16 protein-coding genes and 1 pseudogene are annotated in these 15,812 nt (G+C 61.3%); 10 read left to right on the top strand and 7 right to left on the bottom strand.

What is annotated here, in order from left to right:
- Positions 1 to 12 precede the first annotated feature (12 nt).
- Entirely contained in the window at positions 13 to 1,233 is a 1,221-nt protein-coding gene (locus MOV76_RS17700; protein WP_247264989.1) for a PLP-dependent aminotransferase family protein, read from the bottom strand.
- Positions 1,234 to 1,533: 300 nt separating this feature from the next.
- Here MOV76_RS17700 and MOV76_RS17705 point away from each other — a divergent pair, with 300 nt between their 5' ends.
- The 5 genes and pseudogenes from MOV76_RS17705 (at position 1,534) to MOV76_RS17725 (ending at position 4,257) form a co-directional block, all read left to right on the top strand.
- Positions 1,534 to 2,634: a branched-chain amino acid aminotransferase gene (locus MOV76_RS17705; protein ID WP_018242762.1), complete on the top strand. Its 1,101-nt coding sequence runs from the start codon at positions 1,534 to 1,536 to the stop codon at positions 2,632 to 2,634.
- 101 nt (positions 2,635 to 2,735) lie between these two features.
- Positions 2,736 to 2,987: pseudogene (locus tag MOV76_RS17710) on the top strand (PIN domain-containing protein); the annotation flags it as partial.
- Positions 2,988 to 3,109: 122 nt separating this feature from the next.
- On the top strand, positions 3,110 to 3,361 hold the full coding sequence (locus tag MOV76_RS17715; protein WP_018242765.1) for a type II toxin-antitoxin system ParD family antitoxin: 252 nt from the start codon (positions 3,110 to 3,112) through the stop codon (positions 3,359 to 3,361).
- Positions 3,345 to 3,680 carry a type II toxin-antitoxin system RelE/ParE family toxin gene (locus MOV76_RS17720; RefSeq protein ID WP_018242766.1) on the top strand — a complete coding sequence of 112 codons (336 nt, stop codon included), beginning with the start codon at positions 3,345 to 3,347 and terminating at the stop codon, positions 3,678 to 3,680. The genes MOV76_RS17715 and MOV76_RS17720 overlap by 17 nt, the downstream gene beginning before the upstream one ends.
- Entirely contained in the window at positions 3,670 to 4,257 is a 588-nt protein-coding gene (locus MOV76_RS17725) for a bifunctional 2-polyprenyl-6-hydroxyphenol methylase/3-demethylubiquinol 3-O-methyltransferase UbiG (RefSeq protein ID WP_018446481.1), read from the top strand. Before MOV76_RS17720 ends, MOV76_RS17725 begins: the two co-directional genes overlap by 11 nt.
- Before the next feature lie 48 nt (positions 4,258 to 4,305).
- Here the strand turns inward: MOV76_RS17725 and ilvC are convergent, their stop codons facing one another.
- Together ilvC and MOV76_RS17735 are read right to left on the bottom strand one after the other, a co-directional pair.
- Positions 4,306 to 5,325, bottom strand: coding sequence for a ketol-acid reductoisomerase (ilvC, locus tag MOV76_RS17730; protein WP_026188461.1), 1,020 nt, complete (start codon positions 5,323 to 5,325; stop codon positions 4,306 to 4,308).
- Between the two features lie 49 nt (positions 5,326 to 5,374).
- A complete protein-coding gene (locus MOV76_RS17735; RefSeq protein ID WP_018242769.1) occupies positions 5,375 to 6,040 on the bottom strand; it encodes a TetR/AcrR family transcriptional regulator C-terminal domain-containing protein in 666 nt (221 codons plus the stop codon).
- Positions 6,041 to 6,214: 174 nt separating this feature from the next.
- On the opposite strand from MOV76_RS17735, the gene MOV76_RS17740 reads away from it, so the two are divergent.
- Positions 6,215 to 6,661 (top strand): hypothetical protein, encoded by a 447-nt coding sequence (locus MOV76_RS17740; protein WP_247264990.1) that lies wholly within the window; start codon positions 6,215 to 6,217, stop codon positions 6,659 to 6,661.
- 137 nt (positions 6,662 to 6,798) lie between these two features.
- Here the strand turns inward: MOV76_RS17740 and MOV76_RS17745 are convergent, their stop codons facing one another.
- A complete protein-coding gene (locus MOV76_RS17745) occupies positions 6,799 to 7,707 on the bottom strand; it encodes an AraC family transcriptional regulator (protein ID WP_018446484.1) in 909 nt (302 codons plus the stop codon).
- Positions 7,708 to 7,912: 205 nt separating this feature from the next.
- Between MOV76_RS17745 and MOV76_RS17750 the strand changes: the two genes are divergently transcribed.
- On the top strand, positions 7,913 to 8,959 hold the full coding sequence (locus MOV76_RS17750) for an NAD(P)-dependent alcohol dehydrogenase (RefSeq protein ID WP_018242772.1): 1,047 nt from the start codon (positions 7,913 to 7,915) through the stop codon (positions 8,957 to 8,959).
- Positions 8,960 to 9,033: 74 nt separating this feature from the next.
- Here the strand turns inward: MOV76_RS17750 and MOV76_RS17755 are convergent, their stop codons facing one another.
- The 3 genes from MOV76_RS17755 to MOV76_RS17765 form a co-directional block, all read right to left on the bottom strand.
- A complete protein-coding gene (locus MOV76_RS17755; RefSeq protein WP_247264991.1) occupies positions 9,034 to 10,989 on the bottom strand; it encodes a translation factor GTPase family protein in 1,956 nt (651 codons plus the stop codon).
- A 211-nt stretch (positions 10,990 to 11,200) separates the two neighbouring features.
- Positions 11,201 to 12,466: an NAD(P)/FAD-dependent oxidoreductase gene (locus tag MOV76_RS17760; RefSeq protein ID WP_247264992.1), complete on the bottom strand. Its 1,266-nt coding sequence runs from the start codon at positions 12,464 to 12,466 to the stop codon at positions 11,201 to 11,203.
- 108 nt (positions 12,467 to 12,574) lie between these two features.
- Positions 12,575 to 13,039, bottom strand: coding sequence for an Lrp/AsnC family transcriptional regulator (locus tag MOV76_RS17765; protein WP_018446488.1), 465 nt, complete (start codon positions 13,037 to 13,039; stop codon positions 12,575 to 12,577).
- Positions 13,040 to 13,196: 157 nt separating this feature from the next.
- Between MOV76_RS17765 and MOV76_RS17770 the strand changes: the two genes are divergently transcribed.
- The 3 genes from MOV76_RS17770 to MOV76_RS17780 all read left to right on the top strand — a co-directional run bounded on the left by MOV76_RS17770 (position 13,197) and on the right by MOV76_RS17780 (position 15,743).
- Positions 13,197 to 13,916 carry an aspartate/glutamate racemase family protein gene (locus tag MOV76_RS17770; protein WP_247265004.1) on the top strand — a complete coding sequence of 240 codons (720 nt, stop codon included), beginning with the start codon at positions 13,197 to 13,199 and terminating at the stop codon, positions 13,914 to 13,916.
- Positions 13,917 to 14,141: 225 nt separating this feature from the next.
- Positions 14,142 to 15,059, top strand: coding sequence for a helix-turn-helix domain-containing GNAT family N-acetyltransferase (locus MOV76_RS17775; RefSeq protein WP_247264993.1), 918 nt, complete (start codon positions 14,142 to 14,144; stop codon positions 15,057 to 15,059).
- Between the two features lie 60 nt (positions 15,060 to 15,119).
- The gene (locus tag MOV76_RS17780; RefSeq protein WP_247264994.1) at positions 15,120 to 15,743 is read left to right on the top strand and encodes a TetR/AcrR family transcriptional regulator; all 624 of its coding nucleotides are present in this window, start codon (positions 15,120 to 15,122) and stop codon (positions 15,741 to 15,743) included.
- Positions 15,744 to 15,812: the final 69 nt, after the last annotated feature.

Here is a 15,812-nt window from a genome sequence, read left to right on the forward strand (position 1 = left end):
CGCCAGCCTGGATCAGCCGCCGAGTTCGGCCGAGATCAGCGCGCCGAGGCGGCCGATGCCGTCCTCGATCATCTGCTCGTTGGCGCAGGAGAAGCTGACGCGGAAGGTGTTGGCGCCGGAACCATCGGCGAAGAAAGCCTTGCCGGGCACGAAGGCGACTTTGGCGGTTTCGAGTGATTTCGCTAGCAGCTTGGCGCCGTCCATGCCATCCGGCAACGTAATCCAGATGAACATGCCGCCTTCCGGCTTCGTCCAGCTGATGCCTTCAGGCATGTATTTTTCGAGTGCGGTCAGCATGCAGTCGCGGCGTTGGCTGTAGGCGGTTTTGATCTTGGCGACCTGCGCATCGAAGCCGCGCTCGGCGACATCTGATATCGCCATCTGGTTGATCGTCGAAGAATGCAAGTCGGCCGCCTGCTTCATCAGCACCAGCTTGCGGATGACGGGCGCATTGGCGACGATGAAGCCGACGCGAAGGCCGGGCGCCAGCGTCTTCGAGAAGCTGCCGCAATAGATCGTGCGCGTATCGTTGATATGGCCCTTCTCGGCGATTTCGAGCGCCAGGATCGGCGGGATCGGATCGCCGTCGTAACGCAGCGACTGGTAGGCCGCATCCTCGATGACGGCGATGTCGAGATCTTCCGCCAGCGCCAGGACCTTCTTGCGGCCATCAAGATCGACGGTTTCGCCGGTCGGATTGGAGAAGTCGGAGGAGAGATAGGCGAACTTCACTTTGCCGCCGGCAGCGGAAGCGGCCGCGCGGTAGGACTCGGGCGTCCGGTTGCCGTTCGGCGTCAGTTGGTCGTAGGCCGGTTCATAGGCGTTGAAGGCCTGCAGCGCGCCCAGATAGGTCGGCCATGTCACGAGCGCGGTGTCGTTTGGTGACAGGAAGAGCTTACCGAGATAATCGAGGCCCTGCTGCGAACCGGACACGATGAAGACATTGTCGAGTTCGCAAGGAATGCCGAGAGCGGCCATCTGCCCAACCAGCCATTCGCGCAGCGGCTTGTAGCCTTCGCTGACCGAATATTGCAGCGCCGAATTGACGGCGGCGCCGTCGAAGATATCGGCATAGGCCTGCTTGAACTCCCGATCCGGAAAGAGCGCCGGATCCGGAATGCCGCCGGCAAAGGAGATGATGTCGGGCCTGTCGAGAAGCTTCAGGAGTTCACGGATTTCGGATGCGCGCATGCGCGACGAGCGCGACGCAAACATGGTGTCCCAGTTCAGCATGGGGTTTCCTCGTATTTTCTATATCGCCGACAAACCATGCGGCGGAAATTATGTCAACATTGCTGACCTATTTTCTTGTCATGGTGACAAGTTGAAAATCTTATATTCCAAAGTCTTGGTGCGAGATTAGCGAACGTCTTTGCGACGGCGCTCGATCCCGAATTTGCTGCTCGACGTCAGCCACATCAAGCGATTATTCCTCTGATCAAAGCCGAAACCGGCTGATTCAGACCTTTCCAAGACCAGCTCGGCGGCGGTAGTGTCGCCGCCACTATTCAATTTACTATCAAGGTGCCAGCAATGACCGTAACGTCGGCCTCTCCTGAAATCAAAATCGAACTCCACAAGTCTCCCGTCTCGGAAGCCGATCGCATCCAGGCACTGGAGACGCCCGGCTTCGGCAAGGTCTTCACGGATCATATGGTCCTGGCACGATGGACTGCCGACAAGGGCTGGCACGATGCGAAGGTTACCCCCAGGCGGCCCCTGGAGCTCGATCCTGCGAGCGCCGTGCTGCACTACGCTCAGGAAATCTTCGAGGGCATGAAAGCTTACAAGTCAGACGATGGCCGGATCCTGCTCTTTCGGCCTGAAGAGAACGCACGCCGCTTCGCGCAGTCGGCGACCCGCATGGCGATGCCTCCTGTGCCCGAAGAACTCTTCCTGAAAGCGGTCGAAGAACTGGTCCGCGTTGACAAGGCCTGGATTCCGTCCGGCGACGCCAGCCTGTACCTTCGACCCTTCATGTTCGCCAATGAGGCGTTTCTCGGCGTTCGTCCGGCTCTGGAATATGTCTTCTGCATCATCGCCTCTCCGGTCGGCGCCTACTTCAAGGGTGGCGCGAAGGCCGTCTCCCTTTGGGTCGAGACCGAATACACCCGTGCAGCCAGCGGCGGCACTGGCGCTGCAAAATGCGGCGGAAACTACGCAGCCAGCCTCGTGGCGCAAGCCGAGGCGTCGAAGAAGGGTTGCGATCAGGTCGTCTTCCTGGACGCCGCAGAGCATCGCTGGGTCGAAGAACTCGGCGGCATGAATGTCTTCTTCGTGATGAACGATGGATCAGTGGTGACCCCGCCCCTTGGCGGCACGATCCTGCCGGGCATCACCCGGGCCTCCGTGATCGTGCTCGCCGAAGAAAGGGGCTTGCGCGTCGAGCAGCGCCCCTACTCGTTCGCGGAATGGCAAGAAGACGCTGCCAGTGGCAGGCTCGTCGAAGCCTTCGCTTGCGGCACTGCCGCAGTCCTGGCGGGCATCGGCCTGGTTCGACATGCCGGCGGCGAGTTTCTGGTCGGAGACGGACAGACCGGCAAGTTGACCAGCGAACTGCGCCAGCAGCTCGTCAGTCTGCAGAAGGGCGTAACGAACGATGAGCACGGCTGGACCCGCCTCATCCCGACCTGAACTCCAGACGTTCCACGCGAACGGCGGCGTCAACACCCACATGGTGGGCGCCGCTCTCCGCCTCGCCCGCAACGTCGTCGGGCTGGCGATATATTCCGCGCGAGCTTTCCAAATGGCTGGCACGCGAAAAGGACGAAGAAGCCGTCGACAGCTTCATCGCCTATACCGCGACATGCATGGTTGTTTCGCTCGACACGACACTTGCCCGCCGTGCTGCCGAAATATCGGCAACTCATAAATTCGCCACTGTCGATGCGATCATTTATGCGACCGCGGAACGCCATGATGCCGATATCCTGACGTGCGACGCCCATTTCAAGGATCTCGAACGCGCCATCCCTATCGATAAAAAGACTTATCCTCATGTGACCCAAGCCCTCGACGGCGCAGCACAACGCTTCTATCACAAAATGGAAAATGGTAATCTGGCATCTGAAATGGCTGAAAACCGGCATGTGCGGGCGGCACGAATCCAATGGCGAAAATGACGATCTCGCTTCCGGATCATCTGGCGGAATACGTCGAAAATCGTGTCGCAAGCGGCAGATACAGCAGTGCCGGCGCATTCCTGGCGGAGCTCATTCTGAAGGATCAGCTCCATCACAAACTAGACGACGAAGAACTGCGCAACATCCTGAGGCAGGCCGAGGAAAGCGGCCCGAGCGATCGACGCATTCCCGACATCCTGTCGGAAACGAAGGCCAAGCTGCGTGACAACAACCTATAGGCTGACCCGAACCGCGGACGCCGTGCTATCAGGCATCGACGAATATGCTTGCCTCAACTTCGGCGAGGCGCAGGCAGACGCCTATCTTCTCGACTGGGACAGGATTTTCGTGCTTCTTTCCCACGCTCCCTCCATGGGAGAAGAGTGCGACGAACTCGGCGCTGGCCTTCGCCGGCTCCTCCACATGCGCCACGTCGCCTTCTACCGGGTGGCATCGGAAGGGATTGTCGTCATTGACATCATCGACGCGGACCGGCTTCCCGAAAAACATCTTCAATCCAACCGACGCCCGCGATCGGCCGAACAGCATGCCTCCTGACTGCACCTCCGCCTTCTACGAGGAAAATGCCGAGACGTATGTCAACCGGGCGCGCAGCCTGCCAAAGCAGCGGCTCGATGCCTTCCTCGCTGGCCTTGCACCCGGTGCGGCAATCCTCGAACTCGGCTGCGGCGGCGGGCAGGACAGCGCCTACATGCTGTCGCAGGGTTTCGACGTTATGCCGACGGATGGCTCGGCCAAGCTTGCAAGACAAGCGGAAGTTCTGATCGGCAGACCGGTCAGGGTCATGCTGTTCCAAGAGCTCGACGCCGACAGCGCCTTCGACGGTGTCTGGGCGCAGGCAAGCCTTCTCCACGTCCCGAGGCGCGAGTTGCCCGATGTCTTCGCCCGCATCCGGCGCGCCCTGAGGACAGGCGGCATCATTCATGCGACCTTCAAGGCAGGCGATGCGGAAGGCCATGACAGCTTTGGGCGGTATTACAACTATCCCTCCGCCGAATGGCTGTCGGAGCTTTTGACGAACGGCGGCTGGGGGAACATCGCCATCAGCGAGAGCGACGGCGGCGGCTATGACGGCAAGCCGACCCGCTGGCTGACCGTGAGCGCAGAACGGTAAAGGCCGGAGCTTTCGCCCCGGCCTCCAACCGCAGAATCTTGAAACCGCTTAGTTGACCGACTTGTCGACCAACTTGTTCTTGCCGATCCAGGGCATCATGCCGCGCAGCTTGGCGCCGACTTCCTCGATCTGGTGGCTGTCGTTCATGCGGCGGATGCCCTTGAAGCGCGAGCCGCCGGCACGGTATTCCTGCATCCAATCGGAAGTGAACTTGCCGGTCTGGATGTCCTTGAGCACGCGCTTCATCTCGGCCTTGGTCTCGGCGGTGATGATGCGCGGGCCGGAGACGTATTCGCCCCACTCGGCCGTGTTCGAGATCGAGTAGTTCATGTTGGCGATGCCGCCTTCATAGATCAGGTCGACGATCAGCTTCACCTCGTGCAGGCATTCGAAATAGGCCATTTCAGGCGCGTAGCCGGCTTCAACCAGCGTTTCGAAGCCAGCGCGGATGAGCTCGACCAGACCGCCGCAGAGAACGACCTGTTCGCCGAAGAGGTCGGTTTCGCATTCTTCGCGGAAGTTGGTTTCGATGATGCCCGAGCGACCGCCGCCGACGCCGCAGGCGTAGGAGAGCGCCAGTTCAAGCGCATTGCCGGACGCGTTCTGGTGAACGGCAACGAGGCAGGGAACGCCGCCGCCCTTCTGGTATTCGCCGCGAACCGTATGGCCCGGACCCTTCGGCGCGATCATGACGACGTCGAGCGATGCCTTCGGCTCGATGAGGCCGAAATGAACGTTGAGGCCGTGTGCAAAAGCGATCGCAGCGCCGTCGCGGATGTTGCCGGCGATGTCGGCCTTGTAGATGTCGGCCTGAAGTTCGTCAGGCGTAGCCATCATCAGGAGGTCACCCCATTTGGCAGCGTCGGCAACGGTCATGACCTTGAAGCCGTCGGCCTCTGCCTTCTTGATGGTCGGCGAGCCGGCCTTGAGAGCGATGACCACGTTTGCATGGCCGCTGTCCTTGAGGTTCAGCGCGTGCGCGCGACCCTGGGAGCCGTAGCCGACGATGACGACGTTCTTGGACTTGATGAGGTTGAGATCGGCATCACGATCGTAGTAGACGCGCATTTGAAGTTCCTTCCCTTTGCTTGTCTTGTTGACTGTCATTAAAGCGGAATCAACCGAGAACCGGCATCTCCGCCAGAACCTTGTCCGTGCCATAAAGCCTGAGGAAGGCGGTGACCGCCCTCTCCGCCTGGCGCGCGGTATCCTTGAGGCCTGGCTCACCAAGCAGCATGCGCACATGCAGGTCGGAAACGATCAAGCCGTAAAGCGTGTGATAAGCCTCGTCGGCATCGGAAAAACGCAGGAGCCCTGCCCTCTTCCCCGCATCGATCAGCGCCATGGCGCGCCGGTCGATCTGGCGACGGCCGCGCTCGAGCAGCAGCTTACCGAGCTTCGAGCCGTCACGGTTCGACTGGCCGATCGCCAACCGGTTCAGTGCCAGCGAGACGTCGCCGGCGAGCACCTCGAGCAGGTCACGCGCGAAAATGACGACATGGTCGTGCAGGCTCGCCGCCGTCAGCCGCTCTCCATTGCGCTCGAAGGTGCGCACCTTGCTCGCCTGATAGGCAATCATCGCCGATAGCAGACCGTCGCGATCGCCGAACCACTTGTAAAGGCTTTCCTTCGAGCAATTGGCTGCGCGCGCGACGCCCGAAGTCGTCAGCGCCTTCTCGCCGCCATCGACGAGCAATCGCAGCGCCTGCTCCAGAACGGCGTTCTGGCGCGGCGAAAATTCGCTCGGCTCTGCGGTATCGACAGACACGGTCATGGCTCCCATATACGTACCGTACGGTACGGTTCGCGAGGTTTATGCGATAAACCGATCAGGTCGTCAAGAAGTCCAGATAGATTTTTTTAATACGTGAAACCGCGATGAAACACCAGAATTGGATAGGCGCGAATCCTCGGCGACCGCATAATATCGCGCTATACCATTTGCCCGGAGGCTTCGATGTCACGCCTGTCTGCAGCTCATCTCCTGCTCGGAGCAATCCTCCTTGGCGGCTCAAGCGCTCTCGCGCAGTCCGACAGCGACGTCTATAACCGCATCGAGGAACTACACGGCGATGCCGCAAGCTTCGACCGGCCGCTGCGCCAACTTGTTCGGGCTATGCGCTCAGGCGACGCCGAGACCATCGCCGGCCTTGCCGAATACCCGCTGACGGTCAAGGCCAACGGCCAGACCTACGACGTCGAGAACGCTGAGGATTTCATCGACAATTTCGACGATCTCGTGACGCCCGAGACGCGCCGCGCCGTCGGACGCCAGCAATACGAGGATCTCTTCGTCAACAGCGACGGCGTCATGATGGCAGGCGGCGCCGTCTGGATGGGCGCGGTCTGCGACGACACCGCCTGCGAGGCGAGCCATTGGGCGATCATCGCGATCAACAACTGAAATCTGGCGATGAGGGAAAGCCGATGAAATACCAGATGGTCGCAGCAGTCATCACCGCAGCTCTCGCCATCGTCGCTTTGCTTCGACTGATCAGACGACAAAACTCGACAATACTTGGCTTCCAGACGCGCGCAGCTCTATTCCGCCGCCATGACGTCGCGGGCGCCGTCGACATCGCGGGCCGGCGAGGCGCCGTAGAGGCGGCTGTATTCGCGGCTGAACTGCGACGGGCTTTGATAACCGACGCGGTGGCCGGCCGTGCCCGCATCGAGGCGCTCCACGAGCATCAGACGGCGCGCCTCGTGTAGGCGAAGCTGCTTCTGATACTGCACCGGCGTCATCGCCGTGACCGACTTGAAGTGATGATGGAAAGACGACACGCTCATGCTGACGCGCTCGGCAAGGTCTTCGATGCGCAGTGGCCGCGCGAAATTCTCCTTCAGCCATGCGACGGCGCGCGCAACCCTGTTGCTGTGGCTGTCTGCAGTGGCGATGTTGATCAGCCGCGCGCCATCCGGCCCGGTCAGCACCCGGTAGAGGATTTCCTGTTCGATCAGCGGCGCCATGGCAGGAATGTCGCCTGGACGATCGAGCAAGCGCAACAGGCGGACGGCAGCATCCAGGAGCTCCGGCGGAGCGACGTTCACCGCCATCCCGCGCTGCCCGTCGGTATCGGCGGCTGGGCGCGGAATATCGATGCGGCTGAGCAACTCCAGCAGCTTTTCGGAATCGATTGCCAGCCCCAGGCAGAGATGCGGAACCTCAGGGCTCGCCTCCGTGACGCGCCAGGCGACCGGCAGATCGAGCGAGGTCAGCAGATAGTCGCCAGTCCCATAGCTGATAAGTTCCGCGCCGAGGCGCAGGCTCTTGGCCCCCTGCAGGACAAAGGCAAAACAGGGCCGATAGCTGCTGTGCAGCGGATCGCTGGGCTTGGACCGACGGCTGATGTGAAGATTGCCGATATCAGTCGCGAACTCGCCGTCACCGGTCGCGAAGCGCATCGCGATATCGACAATTTCCTGATAGGGGCTGAAGGGCAAGGTCATGCGGCAACTCTTTCTGTCAACTCTCTGACACCGGCGATACCGCTCTTATCTAGAGTGCCTTCGCCATTTCGCAAACAGGCTGGCGCCTCACTTTTGCAGGATCGTGCAAAAAGCTGAGAGGATCGCTCTAACCCTCTGCCGCCGTTCCGGGCAATAGTCCACCATCTCTTTCAACCCCTACCCACAATCGAAAAGGATGGTTCCCATGCCTATTGCAAGAGGCTACGCCGCGACCGACGCTTCCAAGCCGCTGACCCCTTTCACCTTCGAACGCCGCGATCCGAACCCCGATGACGTCGTTATCGACATCAAGTTTGCCGGCATCTGCCATTCGGACATCCATACTGTCCGCAACGAATGGAAGAACGCCGTCTATCCGATCGTGCCGGGCCATGAGATCGCCGGCATCGTCTCGGCCGTCGGCTCTGATGTGACCAAGTTCAAGGTCGGCGATCGCGTCGGCGTCGGATGCTTCGTCGATTCCTGCATCGGCTGCGCCGAGCGCGACCTCGATCGGGAACAGTATATGCCCGGGCTCGCCGGCACCTACAATGACTTCGAAGCCGACCGCAAGACACGCACCCAGGGCGGCTATTCCGACTCGATCGTCGTCAGGGAAGGCTATGTCATGTCCATTCCGGACAATCTGCCGCTCGATGCCTCCGCGCCGCTGCTCTGCGCCGGCATCACGCTCTATTCGCCGCTGCGCCACTGGAATGCCGGCCCCGGCAAGAAGGTCGCGATCGTCGGCATGGGCGGCCTCGGCCATATGGGCGTCAAGCTCGGCGCCGCCATGGGCGCCGATATCACCGTTCTCTCCCAGAGCCTTTCCAAGAAGGAAGATGGGCTGAAGCTCGGCGCCAAGGAATATTACGCCACCAACGACCCGGAAACCTTCACGAAGCTTGCCGGCACGTTCGACCTGATCATCTGCACCGTCAGCGCCGAGATCGACTGGAATGCCTATCTCGGCCTCCTGAAGGTGGATGGTTCCTTCGTGGTAGTCGGCGCGCCGGAAAACCCGATCCCCGTGCACGCGTTCTCGATCATCCCCGGCCGCAAGAGCATTTCGGGCTCGATGATCGGCTCGATCAAGGAAACCCAGGAAATGCTCGACTTCTGCGGCGAGCACAACATCGTCTCCGAGATCGAGAAGATCAACATCCAGCAGGTCAACGAAGCCTATGAACGCGTTCTGAAGAGCGACGTCCGCTACCGCTTCGTCATCGACATCGCCTCGCTGGCGGCTTGAGGAACGAGGGCGGCTCCTTCGGGGGCCGCCTTTTTTGGCCAAGATCGGTAGTCGCCGCGCTCCTGGCTCAGGATTCACGACATGCCTTCGACATGTCGATGCAGACTCAACAGATATTCGGCACCGTTGAACGGATCGGGTCCTGAGCGCTGGCGCGAGCGCGGCGGACCGGCCATCGGGGCATAGTGATCGAAGCAGGTTTCCATGGTCCCTGCCCCGCTCGTCAGGCCCGGCAATTGCTGCTGGACGCTCTGGATCATCGCGGACGCCATAGTGCCTTCCAGCCTGGCCATGCCGTCGGCGATCACGGAATCCATCGTCGTCGCGGCAGATTTCGCAAGCAGGGTCAGCAAGCCGTTCAAGCACTCCACCGGCGCTTCGAGATAAAAGCGATCGATCGGCGCGCATAGAACCGTCTGCGCGGCCAATAACGCATCTGCCAGCACCCATGGCGTCAGCTGCCGGAAATCGGCGGCGGTGCTTGCGGGCGAGCTGTGGCGGGCTGCCGTCATCGCCACGTGGCAATCGGCGACCTGCCAGCCGAAAATCCCCTGCTTCAGCGTCTCGAACACGGTTTCCTCGACCGCCCGGTAAAAGGCGACCGGCATCTGGCCGACATCTACTTCGAGCGCGAAGCTGTTGCCTGCTCCAGGGGCGCGCGGCTCGACGCGCAGGCCGACGGTCGCGAGAAACGGATTGGGCTCCTTGAAGAGGATCTGCAGGCCGCTCCCGGTCCCTAATGGCCTCTCGACCAGGATGACCGTGCTCTCCTCGAACCTTGCCTCGAGGCCGAAATCCGTCAGCAGGGTCGATTGGATAACCTCCTTCTGCACCTCGCCGTAAAGCGACACGTAGACTTCGTCCGCCTCCTCGTTCCGGCGCAGATTGATCAGGGGATCCTGTTCGGCCATCTGGTTAAGCGCCAGCCAGAGCGTCGCCTTGTCGGAAGGCCGACGGGCAAGAACGCGGGTTTCGAGCGCGGGCGGCGCGAAGTGAGCCCACTCGCCCAAAGGATTTCCGCCCACAGCATCACCGATGCGGGCGCCGGCAAGGCCGCTGACGCGCGCGATCTGCCCGGCGCGGAGGCTCTCGGCGCCATGAACCCGGCCGGCCTCGAACACATGGATCGCGGTAACCCGTTCCGGGCCTTTGGGCAGGCCCAGAGATTGCCGGAGCCGCACCGTGCCGGAGTTCAGGTAGATGTAGGAGAGCTTTTCCCCGCCCCAGCCGCGTTCGATCTTGAAGATCTTGCCCGCCACCGGACCATCCGGATCGGGGCGCCGCTCGGGCAGGATCGTCGCAATGGCCGATGCCAAAGCGGGGATGCCGGCGCCGGTCATCGCAGCGCCCGCGAAGACGGGATGCACGAGGCCTCTCGCCACCTGGTCAGCCAGGCAGCGCCCGAGCCTTGCCTCCGTCAGCCGATCGGGAGCGACGACATAGTCATCGAGCAGCGCCTCGTCATTTTCCCCGAGCGTCTCGCAGAGCGCCGAAAACAGCGGCTCGTCTCCCGGAGCGAGCGCCCCCACGCGGGCAAGCTTGGCTCCGGCGTCGATCACCGAGGACATGGCGATGGGGCGGACCGACAGCTGCGCGGCAAGAGCCTCCATCACATCCCGATAGCGCGCGCCGGGACGATCGACCTTGTTGACGAAGAAGATGAAGGGAACGCCGAGCCGCCGCAGCGCCCGGACCAGCACGCGCGTCTGCGCCTGCACGCCCTCGACCGCCGAAACGACGACGACCGCGGCATCCAGCAATCCGAGCACCCTCTCGACCTCGGCGATGAAATCCGGGTGACCGGGTGTGTCGATCAGATTGACGACCCTCTCGCCAATCACAAAAGACACCACCGCGGCCCTGATCGTGATGCCGCGTTGCCGCTCGAGTTCGAGAGTGTCCGTCTGTGTATTGCCGGTATCGACGCTGCCAAGCTTGTCGATCACCCCGGCCTCAAAAAGCAGTCTTTCGGTAAGGCTAGTCTTGCCTGCATCCACATGGGCGAGAATGCCCAGATTCAAAGTGCGCATGAACCACCAACTTCTCAGAATTTCGAATGTTATTTTCGTGAGAAGTGAATCGGCGCATTGGAACCTCTATCCGCTAATAGCTACGGTCGGATGCGTAACCTCCGGTGGTTTTCGGAAGGCGCGAGCCGAACCGTAAAGGCCTATCCGAAGATATGTCAAGCTTGGCCATATCGCTGCTTCGAGGCTCAGCCTCTGGAGGACAGGAGAAGAGCTACCCCTCCTCCCGCATCGTTTCCCTCTGGGTGATCAGCCGGGCACTGTGCTGGCCGCTCAGATAGATCCACAGCCAGCTCCAGGCGACGGAGAAGCGCGAGCGGGTGCCGATCAGGAAGTAGATATGGGCAAGGCCCCAGATCCACCAGGCGATCCAACCCTTCAGCTTGATCCGGCCGAAATCGATGATCGCCGCACTCTTGCCGATCGTCGCCAGGCTGCCCTGATGCCAGTAACGGAAAGGCGCCGGTGCCGGTTTGCCGGATATGCGGGCGCGAATGACCTTGGCGACGTAACCGCCCTGCTGCTTGGCGGCGGGCGCAATGCCCGGCACCGGCTTGCCGTCCTCGCGCATGACCGACGCGGTATCGCCGACGACGAAGACGTCGGGCAGACCAGGCGCGCTCAGATCCTTCTCGACCACGACCCGCCCTGCCCGGTCGGCTGCAACATCAAGCCACCGCGCCGCCGGCGAGGCGGTGACCCCGGCTGCCCAGACGATCGTCCGGCTGGCAACGAAGGTCTCGCCGATCTTCACGCCGTCGGCGCTGCATTCGGTCACCGGCTTGCCGAGATGGATCTCGACCCCGAGTTTCTCCAGCGCCTTCTGCGCATAGGTCGAAAGCTCTTCAGCGAAGGTCGGCAGCACCCGCGGCCCAGCCTCGACCAGCACGACGCGGGTCTTGCGCGTATCGATGTTGCGGAATTCCTTGGGCAGCGTGAAATGCGCAAGCTCGGCAATGATGCCGGCCAGCTCGACACCGGTCGGCCCGGCCCCGACGATGGTGAAGGTCAAAAGCGCATCGCGCACGGCCGGATCGGACTCCATCTCCGCTTTCTCGAAGGCAAGCAGCACGCGCCGGCGGATCGTCGTCGCATCTTCCAGCGTCTTCAGGCCGGGCGCCACCGGCTCCCATTCGTCATGGCCGAAATAGGCATGCGTCGCTCCGGTGGCCAGCACCAGCGTATCGTAACCAAGAGTCATGCCGTTGCGTAAGGAAACAGTCTTCGCGCCACTGTCGACGCCCGTGACCTCGCCGAGCAGCACTGTCACGTCAGGCCGGTCGGCATAGAGGCGGCGGATCGGCCAGGCGATCTCGGAGGTGGAGAGAATGGTGGTCGCCACCTGATAGAGCAGCGGCTGGAAGAGATGGTGATTGCGCCGGTCGACCAGCGTGATCCTGACGCCGGCACCCTTCAACCCGTTGACGAGCTGCAGCCCGCCGAAACCGCCGCCGACAACGACGACATGATGATCGCTCACGACCTGCCCCTTTGCGCCATTTCGCTCAAAGCCAATGTGGCCTTCGCCGCAAAGGTTGCAACTCCCGTTTCGGCATACCTCCCCTGCATCCCGGTCGGTGGAGCTGACTCAATCGGCGTACCCCACAGGGATTGCCGTGCCGCCCTTCAGAAGCTCCATCGAGATCGAGGCCGAGACGTCGAAGAGCTCGATCTTGCGCACAATCTGCTTGTAGATCACATCGTAATGCTCGACGCGCGGCAGCACGATCTTCAGGATGTAATCGTGGTTGCCGGTCAGCCGGTGCGCTTCGACGATCTCGGGAATGTCACTGATGATCCTGCGGAAGGTCTCCGTCCATTCGTCGGAATGATGTGCCGTCTTGACCAGCGCGAAGACCGTTGTCGGCACGCCCATCTTGTCCCGATCGAGCACGACGATGCGCCGGGCAATATGGCCGCTCTCCTCCAGCCGCTGGATGCGCCGCGAACACGCCGACACCGAAAGCGCCACGCGCTCGGCAAGGTCGGTCACGGATATGCCCGCATCCTTCTGCAGCATGTCCAGAATGCGTCTGTCGCGATCATCAAGCATGTGTCGAACATAAACCTCTCGCCTCTTTTTTGCATGATTTCATAAAATGACGCAAAATCCCATCACCAATCTGAAACGAGAGACAAACAACGCAAACACGCCGCGCCGGGATTGCGGCATCATTTTCGAAGTTCAGAAGCATGGAGAGCATGAAGAAATGGAAACGATCGGCCTGATCGGCGGCATGAGTTTCGAAAGTTCGGCGGTCTATTACCGTGTCGTCAACGAGATGGTTCGTGACCGCAAGGGTGGCCTCGCCTCGGCCGAACTCATCCTGCATTCGGTCAACTTCGAGGAGATCGTCGCCCTTCAGAAGGCCGGCGACTGGGATATGGCTGCCCGTCGCCTCGCCGACGTGGCTCTGCGCCTGCAGATCGCCGGCGCCGGCTGCATCCTCATCTGCACCAACACCATGCATCTGATTGCCGACAAGGTCGCGGAGAAGATCTCTGTGCCACTGATTCATATCATCGACGAGACGGCGAAATCGCTGCATGCGGCCGGCCGGAAGCGCCCGCTGCTGCTCGCCACTCGCTACACGATGGAGCACGGCTTCTACAGCGACCGCATGAAGAGCCTTGGTGTTGATATCATGGTGCCAGATGCTAGCGACCGCACGACCGTGCACGACATCATCTTCAACGAACTCTGCGCCGGCAAAGTGCTCGACAGCTCTCGCGACAAGCTCATGGCGGTGATTGCACACGCCATCGACAACGGCGCCGACAGCATCATCCTCGGCTGCACCGAGATCTGCCTGATCCTCGATCCCGACCATTTGCCGCTGCCGGGCTTCGACACCACAGCGATCCATGCGCGGGCGGCGGTCGATTTCGCGCTCGGTGCAGACGAGACCGCCGAAGAAGAAGCGGCCTGACATCAGCGAATTAGTTGACTCAGTCCATTAAATGCAGGACAAGATCTCCATCTGGAGATTCTTGTCGGCTTGTTGACAAACCTCGTTCTTGACTCGGCGTCCTCCTCGGCCTCATGCCGAGGATCTGCTGCACCCGATGCAGATGCTCGGGACAAGCCCGAGCATGACGAGAGTAGTTGGCCGACTTTATCAGCGGTCTGACAAGATCTCCATTTGGAGATCATCATGTCTAACCTATCGCTCATCGAAACCGCCCGCGATTTCAACCGCTTCTATACGAACTTCCTCGGCCTCTTGAACAAGGCCTATCTCGACACGCCCTTCACGCTGACCGATGCCCGCATCCTCTTCGAGATCGGCTCGCATGAGGGCATCAGCGCTGTAGCGCTTGCCCGCGACCTGCAGCTCGACCCGGCCTATCTCAGCCGCATCCTAAAGCGTTTTCGCGCCGAAGGGCTGATCGAAACCAGCCCCGACCCGGCAGATCTTCGCAGCCAGGTCATCATTGTCACCGATCAGGGACGAGAGACGTTCGAGGAACTCAGCCGACGCTCCAATGCGCAGATCGCCGCTCGTTTCGATCGCTTGGCGACTGGCGAACCGGAAGCCGCCGTCTCCGCCATGCACACGATCCGCGCGCTGCTCGACCCGGCGGCGAAGCCCGCGCCGGCCATCATCCGCGCCCACCGCGCCGGCGATATCGGCTGGATCGTTCAGAGCCAGGGCCGCTTCTACGCAGAAGAGTATGGCTGGGATCTGCGCTTCGAGGCGCTGGTCGCCGAGGTCGCCGGAAAATTCCTCGCCAATTTCGATCCGGCCAAAGAATATTGCTGGATCGCCGAACGCGGCGGCATCAATGTCGGTTCGGTCCTCGTCACCAATGGCGGCGACGGCATCGCCAAGCTTCGCCTGCTCTATGTCGACAAATCAGCCCGCGGTCTCGGGCTCGGCAAACTGCTGGTCGACGAATGCATCCACTTTTCCCGGCAGAAGGGCTACCGCGAACTCTCGCTCTGGACCAACGACATGCTGGAGACCGCCCGCGCCATCTACGTCAAGGCGGGCTTTCGCCTTGTCTCCGAGGAGAGACATAAGATGTTCGGCCCCGAGGCGAACGGCCAGAACTGGGTGCTCGACCTCTGAATTTGCTGCGTCGCAGAAATTTCACTTGATTTGGAAACGTTCATTCCCTAATTAGGCGCCATGACCGTTGCCACTCTCACACCAGAAGCAAAGACCCGCAGCCGTGGCCGTCCGCGTGAGTTCGATATGGACGCAGCACTCGATGCAGCGCTGCGCGTCTTTTCCGAACGCGGCTACCATGCCGCCTCCATCAGCGAATTGACCGAAGCAATGGGCCTTGCTTCGGGGAGCATCTACAAAGCATTCAAGGATAAGCGCGGCATCTTTCTCGCTGCTTTCGCCCATTATCGAAAACTCGGCCGACGGCGGCTGGAAGCGATGATCGCGTCTGCGAAGACCGGTCGCGAGAAGGTCTTCCAGATGGTGATGTATTATACCGAGCTCTCCTATGGCGAAGCCGGCCGCAAAGGCTGTCTGGTCGTTGGCGGCGCCAACGACTTCGCCCTGCTTGACGAAGAAGCCGCTGCCCACGTCGTGACGGCCTTTGCCGCGGACGAAAAGCTGATGGCCGATCTCATCCGCATCGGCCAGGCAGATGGCACCATTCCGAAAACAGTAGACCCGGATGCCGCCGCCCTCGCCTTCCTCTGCTTTACCAAGGGCCTGCGCGTCATCGGCAAAACAGGACGCAGCAGCGAAGAGATGATGTCTGCCGCCGAGGCCGCGATGAAGCTCGTGACCTGAACAGTCCACACCGTGGACGAGAGAAATACCGGCATTCGGTCAAGGATCGGGTGGTCGCAGCCAGCATTT

Source organism: Rhizobium sp. PRIMUS64 (assembly GCF_023006465.1).
Classification (GTDB): domain Bacteria; phylum Pseudomonadota; class Alphaproteobacteria; order Rhizobiales; family Rhizobiaceae; genus Rhizobium; species Rhizobium leguminosarum.